The sequence below is a fragment of the Catenulispora pinistramenti genome, from assembly GCF_018274385.1.
Lineage (GTDB): Bacteria > Actinomycetota > Actinomycetes > Streptomycetales > Catenulisporaceae > Catenulispora > Catenulispora pinistramenti.
Map to the genome: position 1 here is coordinate 1 of NZ_JAAFYZ010000139.1, position 17,471 is coordinate 17,471.

Annotated in this window: 15 protein-coding genes; 1 reads left to right on the top strand and 14 read right to left on the bottom strand. The window is 68.8% G+C overall.

Annotation, left to right across the window (positions count from 1 at the left end):
• Positions 1-165: 165 nt before the first annotated feature.
• From nuoN to KGQ19_RS31665, 14 genes are all read right to left on the bottom strand, one after another.
• The gene (nuoN, locus tag KGQ19_RS31600) at positions 166-1,791 is read right to left on the bottom strand and encodes an NADH-quinone oxidoreductase subunit NuoN (protein ID WP_413562915.1); all 1,626 of its coding nucleotides are present in this window, start codon (positions 1,789-1,791) and stop codon (positions 166-168) included.
• 59 nt (positions 1,792-1,850) lie between these two features.
• The gene (locus KGQ19_RS31605; protein ID WP_194896106.1) at positions 1,851-3,425 is read right to left on the bottom strand and encodes an NADH-quinone oxidoreductase subunit M; all 1,575 of its coding nucleotides are present in this window, start codon (positions 3,423-3,425) and stop codon (positions 1,851-1,853) included.
• A 14-nt stretch (positions 3,426-3,439) separates the two neighbouring features.
• A complete protein-coding gene (nuoL, locus tag KGQ19_RS31610) occupies positions 3,440-5,356 on the bottom strand; it encodes an NADH-quinone oxidoreductase subunit L (protein WP_212015944.1) in 1,917 nt (638 codons plus the stop codon).
• A 210-nt stretch (positions 5,357-5,566) separates the two neighbouring features.
• Entirely contained in the window at positions 5,567-5,866 is a 300-nt protein-coding gene (gene nuoK, locus KGQ19_RS31615) for an NADH-quinone oxidoreductase subunit NuoK (RefSeq protein ID WP_194896108.1), read from the bottom strand.
• The gene (locus KGQ19_RS31620; protein WP_212015946.1) at positions 5,863-6,726 is read right to left on the bottom strand and encodes an NADH-quinone oxidoreductase subunit J; all 864 of its coding nucleotides are present in this window, start codon (positions 6,724-6,726) and stop codon (positions 5,863-5,865) included. Before KGQ19_RS31620 ends, nuoK begins: the two co-directional genes overlap by 4 nt.
• The gene (gene nuoI, locus KGQ19_RS31625) at positions 6,726-7,340 is read right to left on the bottom strand and encodes an NADH-quinone oxidoreductase subunit NuoI (RefSeq protein WP_212015948.1); all 615 of its coding nucleotides are present in this window, start codon (positions 7,338-7,340) and stop codon (positions 6,726-6,728) included. Before nuoI ends, KGQ19_RS31620 begins: the two co-directional genes overlap by 1 nt.
• Complete coding sequence (gene nuoH / locus KGQ19_RS31630; protein WP_212015990.1) at positions 7,333-8,730, bottom strand: NADH-quinone oxidoreductase subunit NuoH; 1,398 nt, start codon at positions 8,728-8,730, stop codon at positions 7,333-7,335. The genes nuoI and nuoH overlap by 8 nt, the downstream gene beginning before the upstream one ends.
• A 17-nt stretch (positions 8,731-8,747) precedes the next feature.
• Positions 8,748-11,267: an NADH-quinone oxidoreductase subunit G gene (locus tag KGQ19_RS31635; protein WP_212015950.1), complete on the bottom strand. Its 2,520-nt coding sequence runs from the start codon at positions 11,265-11,267 to the stop codon at positions 8,748-8,750.
• Complete coding sequence (gene nuoF / locus KGQ19_RS31640) at positions 11,264-12,589, bottom strand: NADH-quinone oxidoreductase subunit NuoF (protein ID WP_212015960.1); 1,326 nt, start codon at positions 12,587-12,589, stop codon at positions 11,264-11,266. The genes KGQ19_RS31635 and nuoF overlap by 4 nt, the downstream gene beginning before the upstream one ends.
• On the bottom strand, positions 12,589-13,266 hold the full coding sequence (nuoE, locus tag KGQ19_RS31645) for an NADH-quinone oxidoreductase subunit NuoE (RefSeq protein ID WP_212015962.1): 678 nt from the start codon (positions 13,264-13,266) through the stop codon (positions 12,589-12,591). Before nuoE ends, nuoF begins: the two co-directional genes overlap by 1 nt.
• On the bottom strand, positions 13,263-14,642 hold the full coding sequence (locus KGQ19_RS31650; protein WP_230419752.1) for an NADH-quinone oxidoreductase subunit D: 1,380 nt from the start codon (positions 14,640-14,642) through the stop codon (positions 13,263-13,265). The genes nuoE and KGQ19_RS31650 overlap by 4 nt, the downstream gene beginning before the upstream one ends.
• Positions 14,639-15,346, bottom strand: a complete 708-nt coding sequence (locus KGQ19_RS31655) for an NADH-quinone oxidoreductase subunit C (RefSeq protein ID WP_212015964.1) — start codon at positions 15,344-15,346, stop codon at positions 14,639-14,641. Before KGQ19_RS31655 ends, KGQ19_RS31650 begins: the two co-directional genes overlap by 4 nt.
• Complete coding sequence (locus KGQ19_RS31660; protein WP_015796239.1) at positions 15,343-15,897, bottom strand: NuoB/complex I 20 kDa subunit family protein; 555 nt, start codon at positions 15,895-15,897, stop codon at positions 15,343-15,345. The genes KGQ19_RS31655 and KGQ19_RS31660 overlap by 4 nt, the downstream gene beginning before the upstream one ends.
• Positions 15,898-15,900: 3 nt before the next feature.
• A complete protein-coding gene (locus KGQ19_RS31665; protein WP_212015966.1) occupies positions 15,901-16,260 on the bottom strand; it encodes an NADH-quinone oxidoreductase subunit A in 360 nt (119 codons plus the stop codon).
• Between the two features lie 853 nt (positions 16,261-17,113).
• On the opposite strand from KGQ19_RS31665, the gene KGQ19_RS31670 reads away from it, so the two are divergent.
• Positions 17,114-17,425, top strand: coding sequence for a hypothetical protein (locus KGQ19_RS31670; RefSeq protein WP_212015968.1), 312 nt, complete (start codon positions 17,114-17,116; stop codon positions 17,423-17,425).
• Positions 17,426-17,471: the final 46 nt, after the last annotated feature.

Below are 17,471 nucleotides of genomic sequence, written 5' to 3' on the forward strand. Positions count from 1 at the left end.
GGGGCGGGTCGCGCTCATTCGTCAGGAGGTGCTTCACATGTTCGTCCCTAGGTTATCTGGCAGCACTTTCCGGGGAGAGCCGCCCCGGCCGGTCAACGTACCAGGGCGAATAAACGAGCCCCGGATCACCGAAGTGATCCGGGGCATCGCTGCCGGTAGCCGGGGCTACTGCACGAAGTACGCCGCCTTGTCCGCGAGGTCCAGCGCCATCTGCGGGATCACACCGAGGGCGATGGTCAGCGCCACCGACACGGTGAGCGCGACCGTGGTCATCGGCGAGGGGACCACCACGATCGGGCCCGCCCCCTCCTCGCGCAGCGGTTCGCTGAAGTACATCAGGACGATGACACGGACGTAGAAGAACGCCGCCGCCGCCGAGGCGATCACACCGACGATCACCAGCGGCCAGGCGCCGCCGTCGATCGCCGCCGTGAACAGCGCGAACTTCCCGGTGAAGCCGGACGTCAGCGGGATGCCCGCGAAGGCCAGCATGAACACCGTGAAACAGGCCGCCAGCAACGGCGAGCGCCGGCCCAGGCCGGCCCAGGCCGACAGGTCGGTGGCCTCGCCGCCGACCGTCACCGAGTCGTCCTCGCCGCCGTCCCCGGAGTCCGATCCGCCGCGCACCGACTCGCGCACCAGGGTCACCACCGCGAACGCGCCGATGGTCGCGAACCCGTACGCCGCCAGGTAGAACAGCGTCGAGCTCACGCCCTTGGAGGTCGTGGAGATCACGCCGAGCAGGATGTACCCGGCGTTGAGGATCGCCGAGTACGCCAGCATCCGCTTGATGTCGCGCTGGGTGATCGCCAGGATCGCGCCGACCAGCATGGTCAGGATCGCCACGCCCCACAGCACCGGGCGCCAGTCCCAGCGCAGCCCCGGCAGCGCCACGTAGGCGATGCGCAGCAGGGCGCCGAACGCGGCCACCTTGGTCGCCGCGGCCATGAACGCGGTGATCGGGGTCGGCGCGCCCTGGTACACGTCCGGGGTCCAGGCGTGGAACGGCACCGCGCCGACCTTGAACAGCAGCCCGACCGCCAGCAGCGCGACCCCGGCCAGCACCAGCACGTCGGAGTGCGGCGAGGCGGTGATCGAGCTCGCGATGTCGGACAGCCGCACCGAGCCGGCGTAGCCGTAGATCAACGCGACGCCGTACAGGAAGAACGCCGAGGAGAACGCCCCGAGCAGGAAGTACTTCATCGCCGCTTCCTGCGACAGCAGGCGGCGGCGCCGGGCCAGACCGCACAGCAGGTACAGCGGCAGCGACAGCACTTCCAGCGCCACGAAGGACGTCAGCAGGTCGTTCGCGGCCGGGAAGAGCAGCATGCCGCCGACCGAGAACAGCATCAGCGGGAAGACCTCGGTGGTGCGCAGCCCGGCGTTGTCCGCCGCCCGCTCACCGCCGGATCCGGGGGTGGTGGCGCCCTGCGCGGTGAACGCGTCCAGGTCGACCACGGCGGTCCCGCGCTCGGCCACCAGCAGCAGCGCGAGCAGGGCCAGCAGCAGGATGGTGCCCTGCAGGAACAGGGTCACACCGTCCACCGACACCGCGTCGGCGGCCGTGGTCTCGGCCATGCCGTGGTTGGCCACCACGAAGCAGAAGGCCGCCACGACCCCGGCCAGCGAGACGCCGACCTGCGGCCAGTACCGCCGGGTGCGCGGCAGGAAGGCCTCGATGAGGATGCCGATCGTCGCGGCGCCGAACACCACCAGCATCGGCATCAGCGCCCGGTACTCGACGTGCGGCGCGGTGAAGGTGTTCGTCACCGTGGAGGTCGCGCCGCCCAGGCCGCCGCCGGGGTTCGTCGGGTCACCGGGCGAGGCGGCGAGAAGAGACGTCAGAACGCTCACTTGGAGTCCACCTTCTCCGAGGTCTGCGCGTTCAGGGCCGGAGCCGGGTCCTGTTTCTGAACGTGTTGCAGAGTGGTTTTGACGGAGGGGTTGACCACGTCGAGGATCGGCTTGGGGTAGAAGCCCAGACCGATGATCAGCGCGATCAGCGGCGCCACGGCGACCACCTCACGGGCCCGCAGGTCCTTCATGCCCTCCAGCCCGGCCTTCAGCGGGCCGGTCATGGTCCGCTGGTAGAGCCAGAGCACGTACAACGCGGCCAGGATGATCGCGCAGGTGGCCACGATCGCCACCGCCTTGTAGCGCTCGAAGGTGCCGACCAGGACCAGGAACTCCGAGACGAAGGAGGACAGGCCCGGCAGCGCCAGCGAGGACAGCCCGGCGATCAGGAACACGCCGGCCAGCTTCGGCGCGACCTTGTTGACCCCGCCGTAGTCGTCGATCAGCTGCGAGCCGCGGCGGGAGATCAGGAAGCCGGCGACGATGAACAGCGCGCCGGTGGACAGGCCGTGGTTCACCATGTAGAGCGAGGCGCCGCTCTGACCCGCCGAGGTCATCGCGAACACCCCGAGGGTGATCAGCCCGAAGTGCGAGATCGACGTGTAGGCGATCAGCCGCTTGATGTCGGTCTGGCCGATGGCCAGCAGCGCGCCGTACAGGGTGCCGACGATCGCCATCCCGATCACCATCGGGGTGAAGAACTTCGAGGCCCCGGGGAACAGCTCCAGGCAGTACCGCAGCATCCCGAACGTGCCGACCTTGTCCAGCACACCGACCAGCAGCACCGCCGAACCCGGCGTGGCCTCGGCCGCGGCATCCGGCAGCCAGGTATGGAACGGGAACAGCGGCGCCTTCACCGCGAAGGCCACGAAGAACCCGAGGAACAGCGCCTTGGACAGCCCCGGGCTGATGCCCAGCTGGCCGGAGGCCACGGCGTTGGCCAGGGTGTTGAAGTCGAAGGTCCCGGTGCCCAGGTGCTTGCCGGAGGCGACGTACAGGCCGATCAGCGCGGCCAGCATGAACAGGCCGCCGAACAGCGAGTACAGCAGGAACTTCACCGCGGCGTAGGACCGCTGCGGTCCGCCGAAGCCGCCGATGAGGAAGTACATCGGGATCAGCATGGCTTCGAAGAACACGTAGAACAGGAACAGATCGGTGGCCGCGAAGACCCCGATCATCATCGTCTCCAACAACAGGTACAGCGCGAAGTAGGCGCGGACCGAGCGGCGTCCGTCGGCCTGTGCCTCGTCGGCGTCGTTCCAGGCCGCGAGCATGACCACCGGCATCAGGACCGTGGTCATCAGGATCAGCACCAGGGCGATGCCGTCCACCCCGAGGCCGTAGTTGATGTTGAAGGCCTTGATCCACTGGTGGCTCTCGGTGAACTGGAACCGGGAGCCGCCCTTCTTGAACTGGGTGGCCATCAACGCCGCGACGCCGAACGTCGCGACGCTGAAGGTCAGCGCGATCTTCTTGGCGGCCGCGCTCCGCTCTTTCGGCAACGTGGCCACCAGAGCGGACCCGACCAACGGGACCACGCCCATCGTGGTCAACCAGGGAAAGCTGCTCATCTCCATCTCTCCCTTTAGAGCTTCGCGAAGAGGATCGCGGCGACCAGAGCGGCCGCTCCTCCGAACATGGACAAGGCGTAGGAGCGGACGAATCCGGTCTGCAGCCGTCGCAGCCGCCCGGAGGTCCCGCCGACCAGCGCGGCCAGACCGTTGATCGCCCCGTCCACGCCGCGGTTGTCGGTGTAGACCAGGGTGCGGGTCAGGTACTGGCCGGGCCGCATCAGCGCCGCCTCGTTGAAGGCGTCGCCGTACAGGTCCTTGCGGGCCGCCACGGTGATGAAGCTGCCGCGCGGGGCGACGGCCGGCACCTTGCGGGTGCCGTACTTCAGAATCGCGATCGCCACGCCCACGGCGACCGCCGCCAACGTGATGATCGACAGCGTCGTGGAGTTCAGGCCGCCGGGCAGCTTGCCCTCCTCGCGCGGCCCGGTCACCGGCTCCAGCCAGTTCACGAACGCCGAGTTCATCGAGAACAGGAAGCCCGCGGCGACCGAACCGACCGCCAGCAGCAGCATCGGCAGGCCCATGGACAGCGGCGACTCGTGCGGGTGCGGCTCGTGGCCCTCGGCGTCCGGGACCCAGCGCTTCTCGCCGAAGAAGGTCATGATCACCATGCGGGTCATGTAGAACGCGGTGATCAGCGCGCCCAGCAGGGCGGCGCCGCCGAGGATCCAGCCCGAGGTGCCGCCCTTGCTGAAGGCGGCCTCGATGATCTTGTCCTTGGAGTAGAACCCGGAGAACGGCGGGCAGCCGATGATCGCCAGGTAGCCCAGGAAGAACGTGCCGAAGGTGATCGGCATGTACTTGCGCAGGGCCCCGTAATGGCGCATGTTCACCTCGTCGTTCATGCCGTGCATGACCGATCCGGCGCCGAGGAACAGCCCGGCCTTGAAGAAGCCGTGGGTGACCAGGTGCATGATCGCGAACGCGTAGCCGATCGGGCCCAGGCCCGCGGCCAGGATCATGTAGCCGATCTGCGACATCGTCGAGCCGGCCAGGCTCTTCTTGATGTCGTCCTTGGCACAACCGACGATCGCACCGAACAGCAGCGTGATCGCGCCGACGATGGTCACCAGCAGCCGCGCGGTCGGCGACAGGTCGAAGATCGCGTGCGAGCGGACGATCAGGTAGACGCCCGCGGTCACCATGGTCGCGGCGTGGATCAGGGCACTGACCGGGGTCGGGCCCTCCATCGCGTCGCCGAGCCAGGACTGCAGCGGGAACTGCGCCGACTTACCGCAGGCGGCCAGCAGGAGCATGATGCCGATCGCGGTCAGCGTGCCCTTCGAGGCCCCGCCGGCGGTGCCGAAGACCGTCCCGAAGTTGAACGACCCGAAGGTGACGAACATCAGCATGATCGCGATCGACAGCCCGACGTCACCGACCCGGTTGACGACGAACGCCTTCTTCGCCGCCGCCGCCGCGCTCGGCTTGGCCTGCCAGAACCCGATCAGCAGGTACGAGGCCAGACCGACACCCTCCCAGCCGACGTACAGCAGCAGGTAGTTGTCGGCCAGCACCAGGATCAGCATCGCCGCGAGGAAGAGGTTCAGGTAGCTGAAGAACTTCCGGCGCTCGGGGTCGTGGCTCATGTAGCCGATCGAGTAGATGTGGATCAGCGATCCGACACCGGTGATCAGCAGGATGAAGACCACGGAGAGCTGGTCGAGCTGGAAGGCCACGTCGGCCTGGAACGGGTTCTGCCCCGTGCCGGGCACCGGGACCCAGGAGTACAGGTGCTGGTGCATCGAGCGCGCAGCGCCGTGCTTCCCGAGCATCGTGAAGAACAGCCCAGCCGCGAGGGCGAAGCTGCCCAGCGCCGCGAGACACCCGAGCAGGTGTCCCCAGGCGTTGGTGCGCTTGCCCCCGAGGAGCAGGATCGCCGCGCCGAAGAGCGGCAGTCCGGGGACAAGCCAGATGAGACTTTCCATTGCTTACTCGGCCCGCCTCTCAGAGGGTGGGAAGTGGCGATTTGCGGTATACGGAACCGCCGGCTGACGTCGAGAACCAGCGAAACGGCCTAGGAGCAAGCATGGCTAGACGGGCGGCCCGCGCATCCTGGTTGGCTGTAAGGGCCGCCCGGCGACGCCAGGCGCCGCTCATAGGCCGTTTCGCGCCGCGAATTGACACTTTCCGCCCTCTCAGTACTTCAGCAGGTTTGCGTCGTCGACCGAGGCCGAGCGGCGGGTACGGAACACGGACACGATGATGGCCAGCCCGACCACGACCTCCGCGGCCGCCACCACCATCGTGAAGAAGGCGATGACCTGTCCGGTGAGGTCGCCGTGCATGCGGGAGAAGGTCACCAGGGTCAGGTTCACGGCGTTGAGCATGAGCTCGACGCACATGAAGACCACGATGGCGTTCCGGCGGATCAGCACCCCGAAGGCGCCGATCGTGAACAGGAGCGCCGACAGGAAGAGATAGTTATCGGGGTTCACTCGGCCGCTCCGTTCGTCGAGGCGTTTTCGAGCTCGGGAGCATCGCCCTGGTGCGGCACCGCCATGTTCTCCCGGGTGACGGCGGTCAGCCCGACCGCGTCGCGCACCGGGGTGCGGGCCTGCAGGGTGGCGTTCACCGAGTCCTCGGCGACCGAGCCGTCCGGCAGCAGCGCGGGGATGTCCACCGCGTTGTGCCGGGCGTAGACGCCCGGGGTCGGCAGCGGCGTCATCCGCTGGCCGGTGCGCACCCGCTCCTCGACCAGTTCCTTCTGCGACTTGCGGGCCACCAGGCGCTCCCGGTGGGTCATCACCATCGCGCCGACCGCGGCGGTGATCAGCAGCGCCGAGGTGACCTCGAAGGCCCAGAAGTACTTGCTGAAGATCAGGTCCGCGAGGTTCTTGACGTTGCCGCCGCCGGCGTTGGCCGGTCCCGCGCCCTGGAACGTCCCCAGTCGCGCGTGGCCCAGGGCCACCATCACCAGCACCGCGAACGCGACCGCGGCCAGCACCGCCAGCTTGCGCTGGCCCTTGATGGTCTCCACCAGGGAGTCGGCGCTGGAGACGCCGACCAGCATCAGCACGAACAGGAACAGCATCATGATCGCGCCGGTGTAGACGACGATCTGCACCACGCCCAGGAAGTACGCTCCCTGCGCCAGGTAGAACATCGCCAGGCAGATCATGGTCATGGCCAGCGAGAGCGCCGAGTGCACGGCCTTCTTGGCGAAGACCGTCCCGAGCGCCCCGAGCACCGCCACGGCGCCGAGGACGTAGAACTGGAACGCCTCGCCGTCTGAGGTCTTGCTGAGTCCGGCAGCCAGGGTGAGGCCCTGGTCGGCCACAGCGAGCGGAAGGCTCATCAGGCGTCCTCCCCGTCCGGTTCGGGCTTGGCCTGCGAGCCGCGCTGCTGCGGGACGGTGCCCGGCGCGGCCGCGGTGACCTTGCCCTCGTAGTAGTCCTGGGCGGACATGCCCGGGAAGATCGAGTGCGGCGATTCGACCATGCCCTCGGTCAAGCCGGCCAGCAGCTCGTCCTTGGTGTAGATGAGCTTGGCCCGCGAGGTGTCGGCGAGCTCGAACTCGTTGGTCATGGTCAGCGCCCGGGTCGGGCAGGCCTCGATGCACAGCCCGCACAGGATGCAGCGCAGGTAGTTGATCTGGTAGACGCGGCCGTAGCGCTCCCCCGGGGAGTAGCGCTCCTGTTCGGTGTTGTCCGCGCCCTCCACGTAGATGGCGTCCGCCGGACAGGCCCAGGCACACAGCTCGCAGCCGATGCACTTCTCCAGCCCGTCGGGGTGCCGGTTGAGCTGGTGCCGGCCGTGGAACCGCAGCGCGGTCTGCTTGGGCTCCTCAGGGTACTGCTCGGTCGTCCGCTTCTTGAACATCGTCGAGAAGGTGACGCCGAACCCGGCCACCCCGGCGAGCGGGTTCTTGGGCTTCTCCTTACCGGAGTAAGGGTTCTGCTGGTCAGACATCGGGGTCTCCTGCTTCGAGTTCGGACACCTCGGCGGGTTCCACCAGGGCGCCCACCAGAGCGGCCCGAGGCCGGCGCGGCGTGAACGCCGGCAGCGTCTGGCCGGGCAACGGCGGCACCGGGAAGCCGCCGTCCATCGGGTCGAACGGCTTGGCCGCGGTCGCGGCCTCCTCCGCCTTCTCCAGGGCGCTGGTCTGCCGGTAGCGCAGTTCGCTGATGATCCACAGGACCACCAGCACCGCGACCACCGGGCCGAGGATGTAGATCAGGTGCGAGCGGTTCAGGTCGCCCTGGTTCTTCAGGGTCCGCACCACGGCCACCGCCAGCAGCCAGACCAGGGAGGCCGGGATCAGCACCTTCCAGCCCAGCTTCATGAACTGGTCGTAGCGCAGGCGGGGCAGCGTGGCCCGCAGCCAGAAGAAGAAGAGCATGAACAGCACGAGCTTGATCACGTACCACAGCACCGGCCACCAGCCGCTGTTCGCGCCGTGCCAGACCGAGACCAGTCCGAACGGGGCGTGCCAGCCGCCGAGGAACATCAGCACGGCCAGCGAGGAGACCGTGACCATGTTGATGTACTCGGCCAGGAAGAACAGCGCGAACTTGATCGAGGAGTACTCGGTGTGGAACCCGCCGACCAGCTCGCCCTCGGCCTCCGGGAGGTCGAACGGCGCGCGGTTGGTCTCGCCGACCATCGACACCACGTAGATGAGGAAGGACGGCAGCAGCGGCAGGCAGTTCCACCAGCTGTGCTGGCTGTCCACGATGCCCGAGGTGCTCATCGTGCCGGCGTAGATGAACACCGCCACGAAGGACAGCGACATCGCGATCTCGTAGGAGATCATCTGCGCGGTGGAGCGCAGAGCGCCCAGCAGCGGGTAGGTCGAGCCGGAGGCCCAGCCGGCCAGCACGATGCCGTAGATCCCGATCGAGGTCGCGGCCAGCACGTACAAGATGGCGACCGGCAGGTCGGTCAGCTGGAGCGGAGTCCGGTGGTGGAAGATCGACACCTGGTTGTTCGCCGGGCCGAAGGGCACCACGGCGATCGCCAGGAACGCCGGGATCGTGGCGATCAGCGGCGCGATGATGAAGACCAGCTTGTCCGCCGCGGTCGGGATGATGTCTTCCTTGAGCATCAGCTTCACGCCGTCGGCCAGCGACTGGAGCAGACCCCAGGGACCGGTGCGGTTGGGCCCGATGCGCTGCTGCATGTAGCCGACGATCTTGCGCTCGAACAGGATCGCCATCAGGACCGTGACGACCAGGAACGCGAAGCAGGCCACCACCTTGATCAGGATCAGCCACCACGGGTCCCGGCCGAAGAACGACAGGTTCTCGTAGTTGGTGGGGGTGGTGGCGTCGGCCCTCAAGGAGCCGCTGGCCAGGGGCACCAGCACTGTCAGGGCGCTCACGCGGTCGCCTCCACTTCGGTCGCGGCGCGCGCGATCTTGACCAGCGATCCGGTGTCCGCGCGCAGCGAGCGGCGCACCTGCGAACCCTTGGAGTTCGTCGGCAGCCACACCACGCGGCCGGCCAGGTCGGCGATCCGCAGCGGCAGGGTGATCGAGCCGTGCTCGTTGGAGACGGTGACCAGGTCGCCCTCGGCGGCCTGGATCTCCGAGGCGGTCTCCTTGCTCAGGTGGACCACGGTGGGCTTGCCGGTGCCGGCCAGGAACGGCTCGTTCGCCTGCAGCGAGCCGGCGTCCAGCAGCAGGTGCCAGGTGGCCAGCACGGCCTCGCCGACCGCCGGCTTGGGCAGGTCGGCCGGGGTGCCGGCCAGCGCCGGGGTCTTCTCCCGGTTCCACAGCCCCAGCTGGGCCAACTCGTGCCGGGCGGCACCGACCGTGGGCAGGCCCAGGTGCACGTCCATGGCGTCGGCGATCCGGTCCAGCACCCGCAGGTCCGGCATCTCGCCCAGGCCCGCGGCCTGGACCGCGTCGGCGTCCAGCGCGGTCTCGAAGGGCCGCGCGCGGCCCTCCCAGTCCACGAAGGTCCCGGACTTCTCGGCGACCGGGGCGACCGGGAACACCACGTGCGCCCGCTCGGTGGCCGCGGTGTGCCGGAACTCCAGCGAGACCAGGAAGGGCACCCGGTCCAGGGCGTCCAGGAACTCCTGCGGGTCGGCCAGGTCGTAGGGGTCGACGCCGGCGACCACCAGGCCGGCGATCCCGCCCAGGGCCGCGGCCTGGATGATCTCCGTGGTCCCGCGCCCGAAGGCGCCCGGCAGGTTGCCGACGCCCCAGCGGGCGGCGACCTCGGTGCGGGCCTCGGGGTCGGTGGCCGGGCGGCCGCCGGGCAGCAGGTTCGGCAGCGCGCCGGCTTCCAGCGCGCCCCGCTCCCCGGCCCGGCGCGGGATCCACGCCAGCTTCGCGCCGGTCACCCCGGCCAGCTTCACCGCGGCGGTGAGCGCGCCGGGCACGGCGGCCAGCCGTTCGCCGACCAGGATCACCGCCCCGGGCTTGCGCAGGTCCTCGGCGGTCTTCAGGCCGGCGGCGTCCAGACCGGAGTCTGAGCCGCCGTCGGCCAGGGCCGCCAGGAACGCCGGCTCGGTGAGCGGCGCCGCCTTCAGCAGCGAGCCCTTGAGCTTTTCCAGCCCGCGGGTCGCGTACGGCGCTATGGCCGAGACGGCGAGCTTGCGGGCGAGCACGTTCTTGCGCAGCCGCAGGAAGACGATCGGCGACTCCTCTTCCGGCTCGAAGCCGACCAGCAGCACGGCCGGGGCGAGGTCGAGGTCGCCGTAAGTGGTCGCCATACCGGAGCCGGCGACCTGCGAGGCCAGGAACTCGGCCTCCTCCTCGGAGTGCGGCCGGGCCCGGAAGTCGATGTCGTTGGTCTCCAACGCGATCCGGGTGAACTTCGCGTACCCGTAGGCGTCTTCCAGCGTGAGCCGGCCGCCGACCAGAGCGGCCGCGCGGCCGCGGGCCGCGTTCAGCCCCTCGGCGGCGAAGGCCAGCGCCTCCGGCCAGGAGGCCGGACGCAGCTCGCCGGACTCGCGGTCGCGGATCAGCGGCGAGGTGATGCGCTTGGCGCCGGGGGCCTGCGCGTACTGGAACGCCCAGCGTCCCTTGTCGCAGTTCCACTCCTCGTTCACCTGCGGATCGTCGATCGCCATCCGCCGGGTGACCTTGCCGCGCCGGTGGTCGGTGCGCAGCGCGCAACCGGCCGCGCAGTGCTCGCAGGCACTCGGCGAGGAGACCAGGTCGAAGGGCCGCGAGCGGAACCGGTAGGCCGCGCCGGTCAGCGCGCCGACCGGGCAGATCTGCACGGTGTTGCCGGAGAAGTAGGACGCGAAGTCCTGGTCCTCGGCCACCGAGATCCCGACCTGCTGCTCCGAGCCGCGCTCGATCAGCGTGATGAACGGGTCGCCGGCGATCTGGTCGGCGAACCGCGTGCACCGCGCGCAGGACACGCAGCGCTCGCGGTCCAGCAGCACCTGGCTGGAGATGTTGATCGGCTTGGGGAAGGTGCGCTTGGCCCCCTCGTACCGGGACTCCCCGGCGCCGGTGCTCATCGCCTGGTTCTGCAGCGGGCACTCGCCGCCCTTGTCGCAGATCGGACAGTCCAGCGGGTGGTTGATGAGCAGCAGCTCCATCACCCCGCGCTGGGCCTTCTCGGCGACCGGCGAGGACAGCTGGGTGTGGATCACCATGCCGTCGGCGACCGTCGTGGTGCAGGAGGCCACCGGCTTGCGCTGGCCCTCCACCTCGACGATGCACTGCCGGCAGGCGCCGACCGGCGCCAGCAGCGGGTGGTCGCAGAACCGGGGGATCTGCGTGCCGATCCGCTCCGCGCTGCGGATGATCAGCTCGTTCTTCGGCACCTGGAGCTCGACACCGTCGATGGTGATCGTCACGAGCTCGACCGGGGGTGGCGTGGGCACCGCCACCTCCTTGCCGCTGTCGTTGGAATTCGTTGTGGTCACGGTCATGCGCTGGTCCTCGCGAACGACAGCGGGCCGTCGGCCCACGCGGTGGACAGGGACGGGTCGAAGGGGCACCCGCCGCGTTCGAAGTGCTCCAGGTACTCGTCCCGGAAGTACTTGAGCGAGGACTGGATCGGCGCGGCGGCACCGTCGCCGAGGGCGCAGAAGGCCTTGCCCACGATGTTGTCGCACAGGTCCAGGAGCTTGCCGAGGTCCTCCTCGGTGCCCTCGCCCTTCTCCATGCGCTTGAGGATCTGCACGAGCCAGTAGGTGCCCTCGCGGCAGGGCGTGCACTTGCCGCAGGACTCGTGCGCGTAGAACTCGGTCCAGCGCAGAGCGGCGCGCACCACACAGGTGGTCTCGTCGAAGATCTGCAGCGCCTTGGTGCCGAGCATGGAACCGGCCGCGCCGACGCCCTCGTAGTCCAGCGGGACGTCCAGCTGCTCCTCGGTGAACATCGGGGTGGAGGAGCCGCCGGGGGTCCAGAACTTCAGGCGGTGGCCGGGCCGGACGCCGCCGGCGTAGTCCAGCAGCTCGCGCAGCGTGATGCCGAGCGGGGCCTCGTACTGCCCGGGGTACTTCACGTGGCCGGACAGCGAGTACAGCGTGAAGCCCGGGGACTTCTCGCTGCCCATGCCCTTGAACCAGTCCACGCCGTTGCGGACGATCGCGGGAACCGAACCGATGGACTCGACGTTGTTGACACATGTGGGGCTGGCGTAGAGCCCTGCGACGGCCGGGAAGGGAGGACGCAGACGAGGCTGTCCACGCTTGCCTTCCAGGGAGTCCAGCAGTGCCGTCTCCTCGCCGCAGATGTACGCGCCGGCGCCGCCGTGCACGGTGAGTTCGAGGTCGAAGTCGGTGCCGAAGACGCCCTTGCCGAGGTACCCGGCCGCGTAGGCCTCGCTCACTGCCGCCTGCAACCGGCGCAGGACGTGCAGCACTTCACCGCGCACGTAGATGAACGCGTGGCTGGCGCGGATCGCGTAGCACGCGATGATCACGCCTTCCACCAGCTCGTGCGGGTTGGCCATCATGAACGGGATGTCCTTGCACGTGCCCGGCTCGGACTCGTCGGCGTTCACCACCAGGTAGTGCGGCTTGCCGTCGTTCTGCGGGATGAAGCCCCACTTCATGCCGGTGGGGAAGCCCGCGCCGCCGCGGCCGCGCAGTCCGGAGTCCTTGACGAGCTGGATGACCTCGTCGGGGTGCATCCGCAGCGCCTGCTTCACGGCGGTGTAGCCGTCGCGCCGCTGATAGCCGGCGAGCGTCCAGGGCTCGGAGTCCAGCCAGCCCCGGGACAGGACGGGGGTGAGTTCAGGTGCCATTACTCGGACGCCTCCGTGGTGACCGCGGGACCGGTGGGGGTGCGGCCCTGCGAGACGAGCAGACCGGCCAGCGTGGCGTGCCCGGCGGCGCCGCCCCCGGCCACCGCGCCCTCGCGCGGGTCCTCGAACCCGGCCAGGATCCGCTCGGCCTGCTTGAAGGTGCACAGCGCCGGGCCCCGGGTGGAGTGGACCGCCTTGCCCGCGCGCAGCTCGTCGACCAGGCCGACCGCCTTGTCGGGGTTCATGTCGTCCATGAACTCCCAGTTGACCATCATCACCGGGGCGTAGTCGCAGGCCGCGTTGCACTCGATGTGCTCCAGCGTCAGCTTGCCGTCCTCGGTGGTCTCGTCGTTGCCGACGCTCAGGTGGTCCTTGAGCGTGGCGAAGATGGCGTCGCCGCCCATCACCGCGCACAGGGTGTTGGTGCACACGCCGACGTGGTAGTCGCCGACCGGGCGCCGCTTGTACATGGTGTAGAACGTCGACACCGCCGATACCTCGGCGGTGGACAGGCCCAGCTTGTCGGCGCAGTATTCGATGCCCGCCGGGGAGACGAAGCCCTCCTCGCTCTGCACCAGGTGCAGCAAGGGGAGCAGCGCGGAGCCGGACTGCGGGTAGCGCGCGATGACCGCCGCGGCGTCGTCGTCCAACTTCTTCAGGTGTTCGTACGCCGTCATCGGTCGACACCACCCATCACCGGGTCGAGGGAGGCGATGGCGACGATGACGTCGGCCAGCTGGCCGCCCTCGCACATCGCCGCGGTCGCCTGCAGGTTCGTGAAGGACGGGTCCCGGAAGTGGACCCGGTAGGGCCGCGTCCCGCCGTCGGAGACGACGTGCACGCCCAGCTCGCCCTTCGCCGACTCCACCGCCGCGTATACCTGGCCGGCCGGGACGTGGAAGCCCTCGGTGACCAGCTTGAAGTGGTGGATCAGGGCCTCCATGGAGTCGCCCATGATGTGCCGGATGTGGTCCAGGCTGTTGCCCATGCCGTCGCTGCCCAGGGCCAGCTGCGCCGGCCAGGCGATCTTCTTGTCCTCGACCATGACCGGCTGGCCCTGGGTGCGCTGGATGCGGTCCAGGCACTGCTCGACGATCCTCAGCGACTCGTACATCTCGGTCAGCCGGACCCGGTAGCGCCCGTAGGCGTCGCAGGTGTCCCAGGTGGCAACCTCGAAGTCGTAGGTCTCGTAGCCGCAGTACGGCTGGGACTTGCGCAGGTCCAGCGGGTGGCCGGTGCTGCGCAGCACCGGGCCGGTGATGCCCAGCGCCATACAGCCGGCCAGGTCCAGGTGGCCCACACCCTCGGTGCGGCCCTTGAAGATCGGGTTCTCGTTGCACAGCTTCGCGTAGTCCGGGAAGCGCTTGCGCATCAGCTTGATGTAGCTGCCGATCTTGTCCACCGCACCGGGCGGCAGGTCCTGCGCCACGCCGCCGGGACGGATGTACGCGTGGTTCATGCGCAGGCCGGTGATGAACTCGAAGAGGTCCAGCGTCTCCTCGCGCTCGCGGAAGCCCGCGGTCATCATGGTCAGCGCGCCCATCTCCATACCGCCGGTGGCAAGGCAAACCAGGTGGCTGGAGATCCGGTTCAGCTCCATCATCAGGACCCGGATGACGCTGGCCCGCTCGGGGATCTGGTCCTCGATGTCCAGCGCCTGCTCCACCGCCAGGCAGTACGCCGTCTCGTTGAACAGCGGCGTCAGGTAGTCCATGCGGGTCACGAACGTCGTGCCCTGCACCCAGTTGCGGTACTCGGTGTTCTTCTCGATCCCGGTGTGCAGGTAGCCGATGCCGCAGCGGGCCTCGGTGACCGTCTCGCCGTCGATCTCCAGGATCACCCGGAGCACCCCGTGTGTGGACGGGTGCTGCGGGCCCATGTTGACGACGATGCGCTCTTCGGGCGCCTCCTGCAGACCGGTCAGGATCTCGTCCCAGTCGCCGCCGGAGACGTTGAAGACGCGGCCCTCGATGCCTTCGGCGTCCTGGAAGTCCCCGGTGTCTGCCGACTCGCCGTCGGCCTCGTAGTCGACACTGCCGTCGATGACTGTCATGAGTAGGCCCTCCGCTGGTCCGGAGCCGGGATCTGCGCGCCCTTGAACTCGACGGGGATGCCGCCGAGCGGGTAGTCCTTGCGCTGGGGGTGTCCCAGCCAGTCGTCCGGCATCAGGATCCGGGTCAGGCCCGGGTGGCCGTCGTAGATGATGCCGAACATGTCGTAGCTCTCGCGCTCGTGCCAGTCGACCGTCGGGTAGACCTCGAACAGCGAGGGGATGTGCGGGTCCACGTCCGCAGCGGTGGTCTCCAGCCGGATCCGGCGGTTGTGCGTGATGCTCAGCAGCGGTACGACGCTGTGCAGTTCGCGGCCGGCCTCCTCCGGGAAGTGGATCCCGGTGACGCCCAGGCACATCTCGAAGCGCAGCGCGGGGTCGTCACGCAGGGTCTTGGCGACCCGGACGAGGTGCTCGCGCGGCACGTGGATGGTCAGCTGGCCGCGGTACACCACGTAGGCGCTGATCGCCTCGACCGGCAGGCCCTGCTCCTCCAGCGCGCCCTCGAGCTCGTCGGCGATCACGTCGAAGTAGCCGCCATAGGGCCGCTGGCTGGCGCCGGGCAGCTCGATCCGGCGGACCAGGCCGCCGTAGCCGGAGGTGTCGCCGCCGTTACGGACCCCGAACATGCCCTTCCGGGTGGCGATCAGCTCGCCGCCCGGGGAGTCGGCACCCGGCTCCGGGACCGCGGGTACGTTCTCAGTCACCGGAGAAGCCCTTCCATCAGGATGGTCGGCTTGGCGTTCATCGCGGCCTTCTCGGCCTCTTCCGCAGCCTTCTTACGGTTCACGCCCAGCGGCATGCTCTGGATCTGCTCGTGCAGCTTCAAGATCGCGTCCAGCAGCATCTCCGGCCGCGGCGGGCAGCCCGGCAGGTAGATGTCGACCGGCACGATGTGGTCCACGCCCTGCACGATCGCGTAGTTGTTGAACATCCCGCCGGAGGACGCGCAGACCCCCATCGCGATGACCCACTTGGGGTTCGCCATCTGGTCGTAGACCTGGCGCAGGACCGGGGCCATCTTCTGGCTCACCCGGCCCGCCACGATCATCAGGTCCGCCTGGCGCGGCGTCGCGGAGAACCGCTCCATGCCGAAGCGCGCCAGGTCATAGCGCCCGGCGCCGGTGGCCATCATCTCGATGGCGCAGCAGGCCAAACCGAACGTCGCCGGCCAGACCGACGACTTGCGCATATAGCCCGCCAGGCCCTCCACGGTCGTGAGGAGGAATCCCGCGGGCAGCTTCTCTTCCAGGCCCATCTGTCAGTCCCATTCCAATCCACCGCGGCGCCACACGTATGCGTAGGCGACGAAGACGGTGAGGATGAAGAACACCATCTCGACCAGCCCGAACCAGCCGAGGGAGTCGAACCGCACCGCCCACGGGTACAGGAACACGATTTCGATGTCGAAGATGATGAAGAGCATGGCGGTCAGGTAGTACTTCACCGGGAAGCGGCCGCCGCCGACCGGCTGCGGAGTGGGCTCGATGCCGCACTCGTAAGCCTCCAGCTTGGCTCGGTTGTACCGCTTGGGGCCGGTGAGCATCCCGGACACGACCGAGAAAATGGCGAACCCGGCGGCCAGGCCGCCGAGCACCAGGATCGGCGCGTAACTGTTCATTTCGGTGACGTCCTGTCAGGCAGGTTTGTGTCAATTTCTGGACGGGTGGGCCCTGCTCACGCTACTTGTGGCTGATTTCACAAGCTCCCGCGACATTCAGTGCCGTGTTGTGAACCCAGTGTGTGGAGAGGCGGTTTCACACCACGACCGTGAGCGCCACGAGACGGTCGGTGCCTTCTTTCGCCGCTGATCCTACGCCTGCGCGGTGTGGGCTGTGCCACAGGGGGGCGGGCAAGTGTGATCGAGATCACCGGAAGATCAACGATCATCAGCTCACGAAGATCATCCAACCGGATAAAAGCGGAGGTGCTGTGATATAGGCGGCACTATCTCCCGCCCTCTGGGACCGACTTGCACGAAGGCCCCGGCCCTGCTCGTCGAAAGCCCTTGGCGGCGCGGCTTGCGGGAGTAGGTTCAAGGGGTGGACTCAAGGACGCCCACATCGAGGAGGTCTGCGATGCACCCGCGATGGCTTTCTGTTAGCAGCGTTGCGGCATGCGCCGTTCTTCTAGGTTTCACAACGGCTTCCTGCTCGACGACAGCCAATCAGGTGAACGCCGGGAGCTCGGCGTCCGGCACCGCCACGGTCTCCGCCAGCTCTTCGCAGGGGTCTGGCACAGGTCCGGTTTCGGGCACTACGTCCGATACCTCCGGTACGTCGGGATCCCCGAGCGGGTCGACTACCGGGGTTCCCGGTGGGACCGGACCGACGAGTTCGGCGCCCGGGACGCCGTCCGCGTCGCCGACCGGTTCGGCTTCCGGGCGCCCGTCCGCGCCGCCTTCGACGCGACCGACGCGGCCGACACCACCGGTCTCATCGCCGGTCTCGTCACCGAGCCTCGCGCACGGAACGGTGACGGTGACCCCGGCGCAGAACGGGACGACGCTGCACGTGGCCGTCGGGACCGTCGTGATCGCGGCGCAGTTCCCATGGCCCTCCGCACCGACGTCGAGCAACCCGGCCGTCCTGGCGCCCGGGATCTCGCCGATGGCGATCGTGTGCCACCCGCCGGGCGGCGCGTGCGTGGGTCCGCCGCGGACCTTCGCGGCGCGGGCTCGGGGGACGGCGCAGATCGTGGCGCAGCGGGAGACGTGCGGGGAAGCTCAGCGATGCGTGTCGCCGATGGACTGGACGCGGTTCGCGGTGACGGTGGTCGTGGAGTAGGGGTGTCGTGGGGCAGGGGTGTCGCGGAGTAGGGGCTTTGGTCGGC

What these genes read in the sequence shown, in the direction of transcription:
- KGQ19_RS31605 (WP_194896106.1), bottom strand. Translation starts at nt 3,425, where the DNA reads ATGAGCAGCTTTCCCTGGTTGACCACGATGGGCGTGGTCCCGTTGGTC.
- nuoL (WP_212015944.1), bottom strand. Translation starts at nt 5,356, where the DNA reads ATGGAAAGTCTCATCTGGCTTGTCCCCGGACTGCCGCTCTTCGGCGCG.
- KGQ19_RS31620 (WP_212015946.1), bottom strand. Translation starts at nt 6,726, where the DNA reads ATGAGCCTTCCGCTCGCTGTGGCCGACCAGGGCCTCACCCTGGCTGCC.
- nuoI (WP_212015948.1), bottom strand. Translation starts at nt 7,340, where the DNA reads ATGTCTGACCAGCAGAACCCTTACTCCGGTAAGGAGAAGCCCAAGAAC.
- KGQ19_RS31635 (WP_212015950.1), bottom strand. Translation starts at nt 11,267, where the DNA reads ATGACCGTGACCACAACGAATTCCAACGACAGCGGCAAGGAGGTGGCG.
- nuoF (WP_212015960.1), bottom strand. Translation starts at nt 12,589, where the DNA reads ATGGCACCTGAACTCACCCCCGTCCTGTCCCGGGGCTGGCTGGACTCC.
- nuoE (WP_212015962.1), bottom strand. Translation starts at nt 13,266, where the DNA reads ATGACGGCGTACGAACACCTGAAGAAGTTGGACGACGACGCCGCGGCG.
- KGQ19_RS31650 (WP_230419752.1), bottom strand. Translation starts at nt 14,642, where the DNA reads ATGACAGTCATCGACGGCAGTGTCGACTACGAGGCCGACGGCGAGTCG.
- KGQ19_RS31660 (WP_015796239.1), bottom strand. Translation starts at nt 15,897, where the DNA reads ATGGGCCTGGAAGAGAAGCTGCCCGCGGGATTCCTCCTCACGACCGTG.
- KGQ19_RS31665 (WP_212015966.1), bottom strand. Translation starts at nt 16,260, where the DNA reads ATGAACAGTTACGCGCCGATCCTGGTGCTCGGCGGCCTGGCCGCCGGG.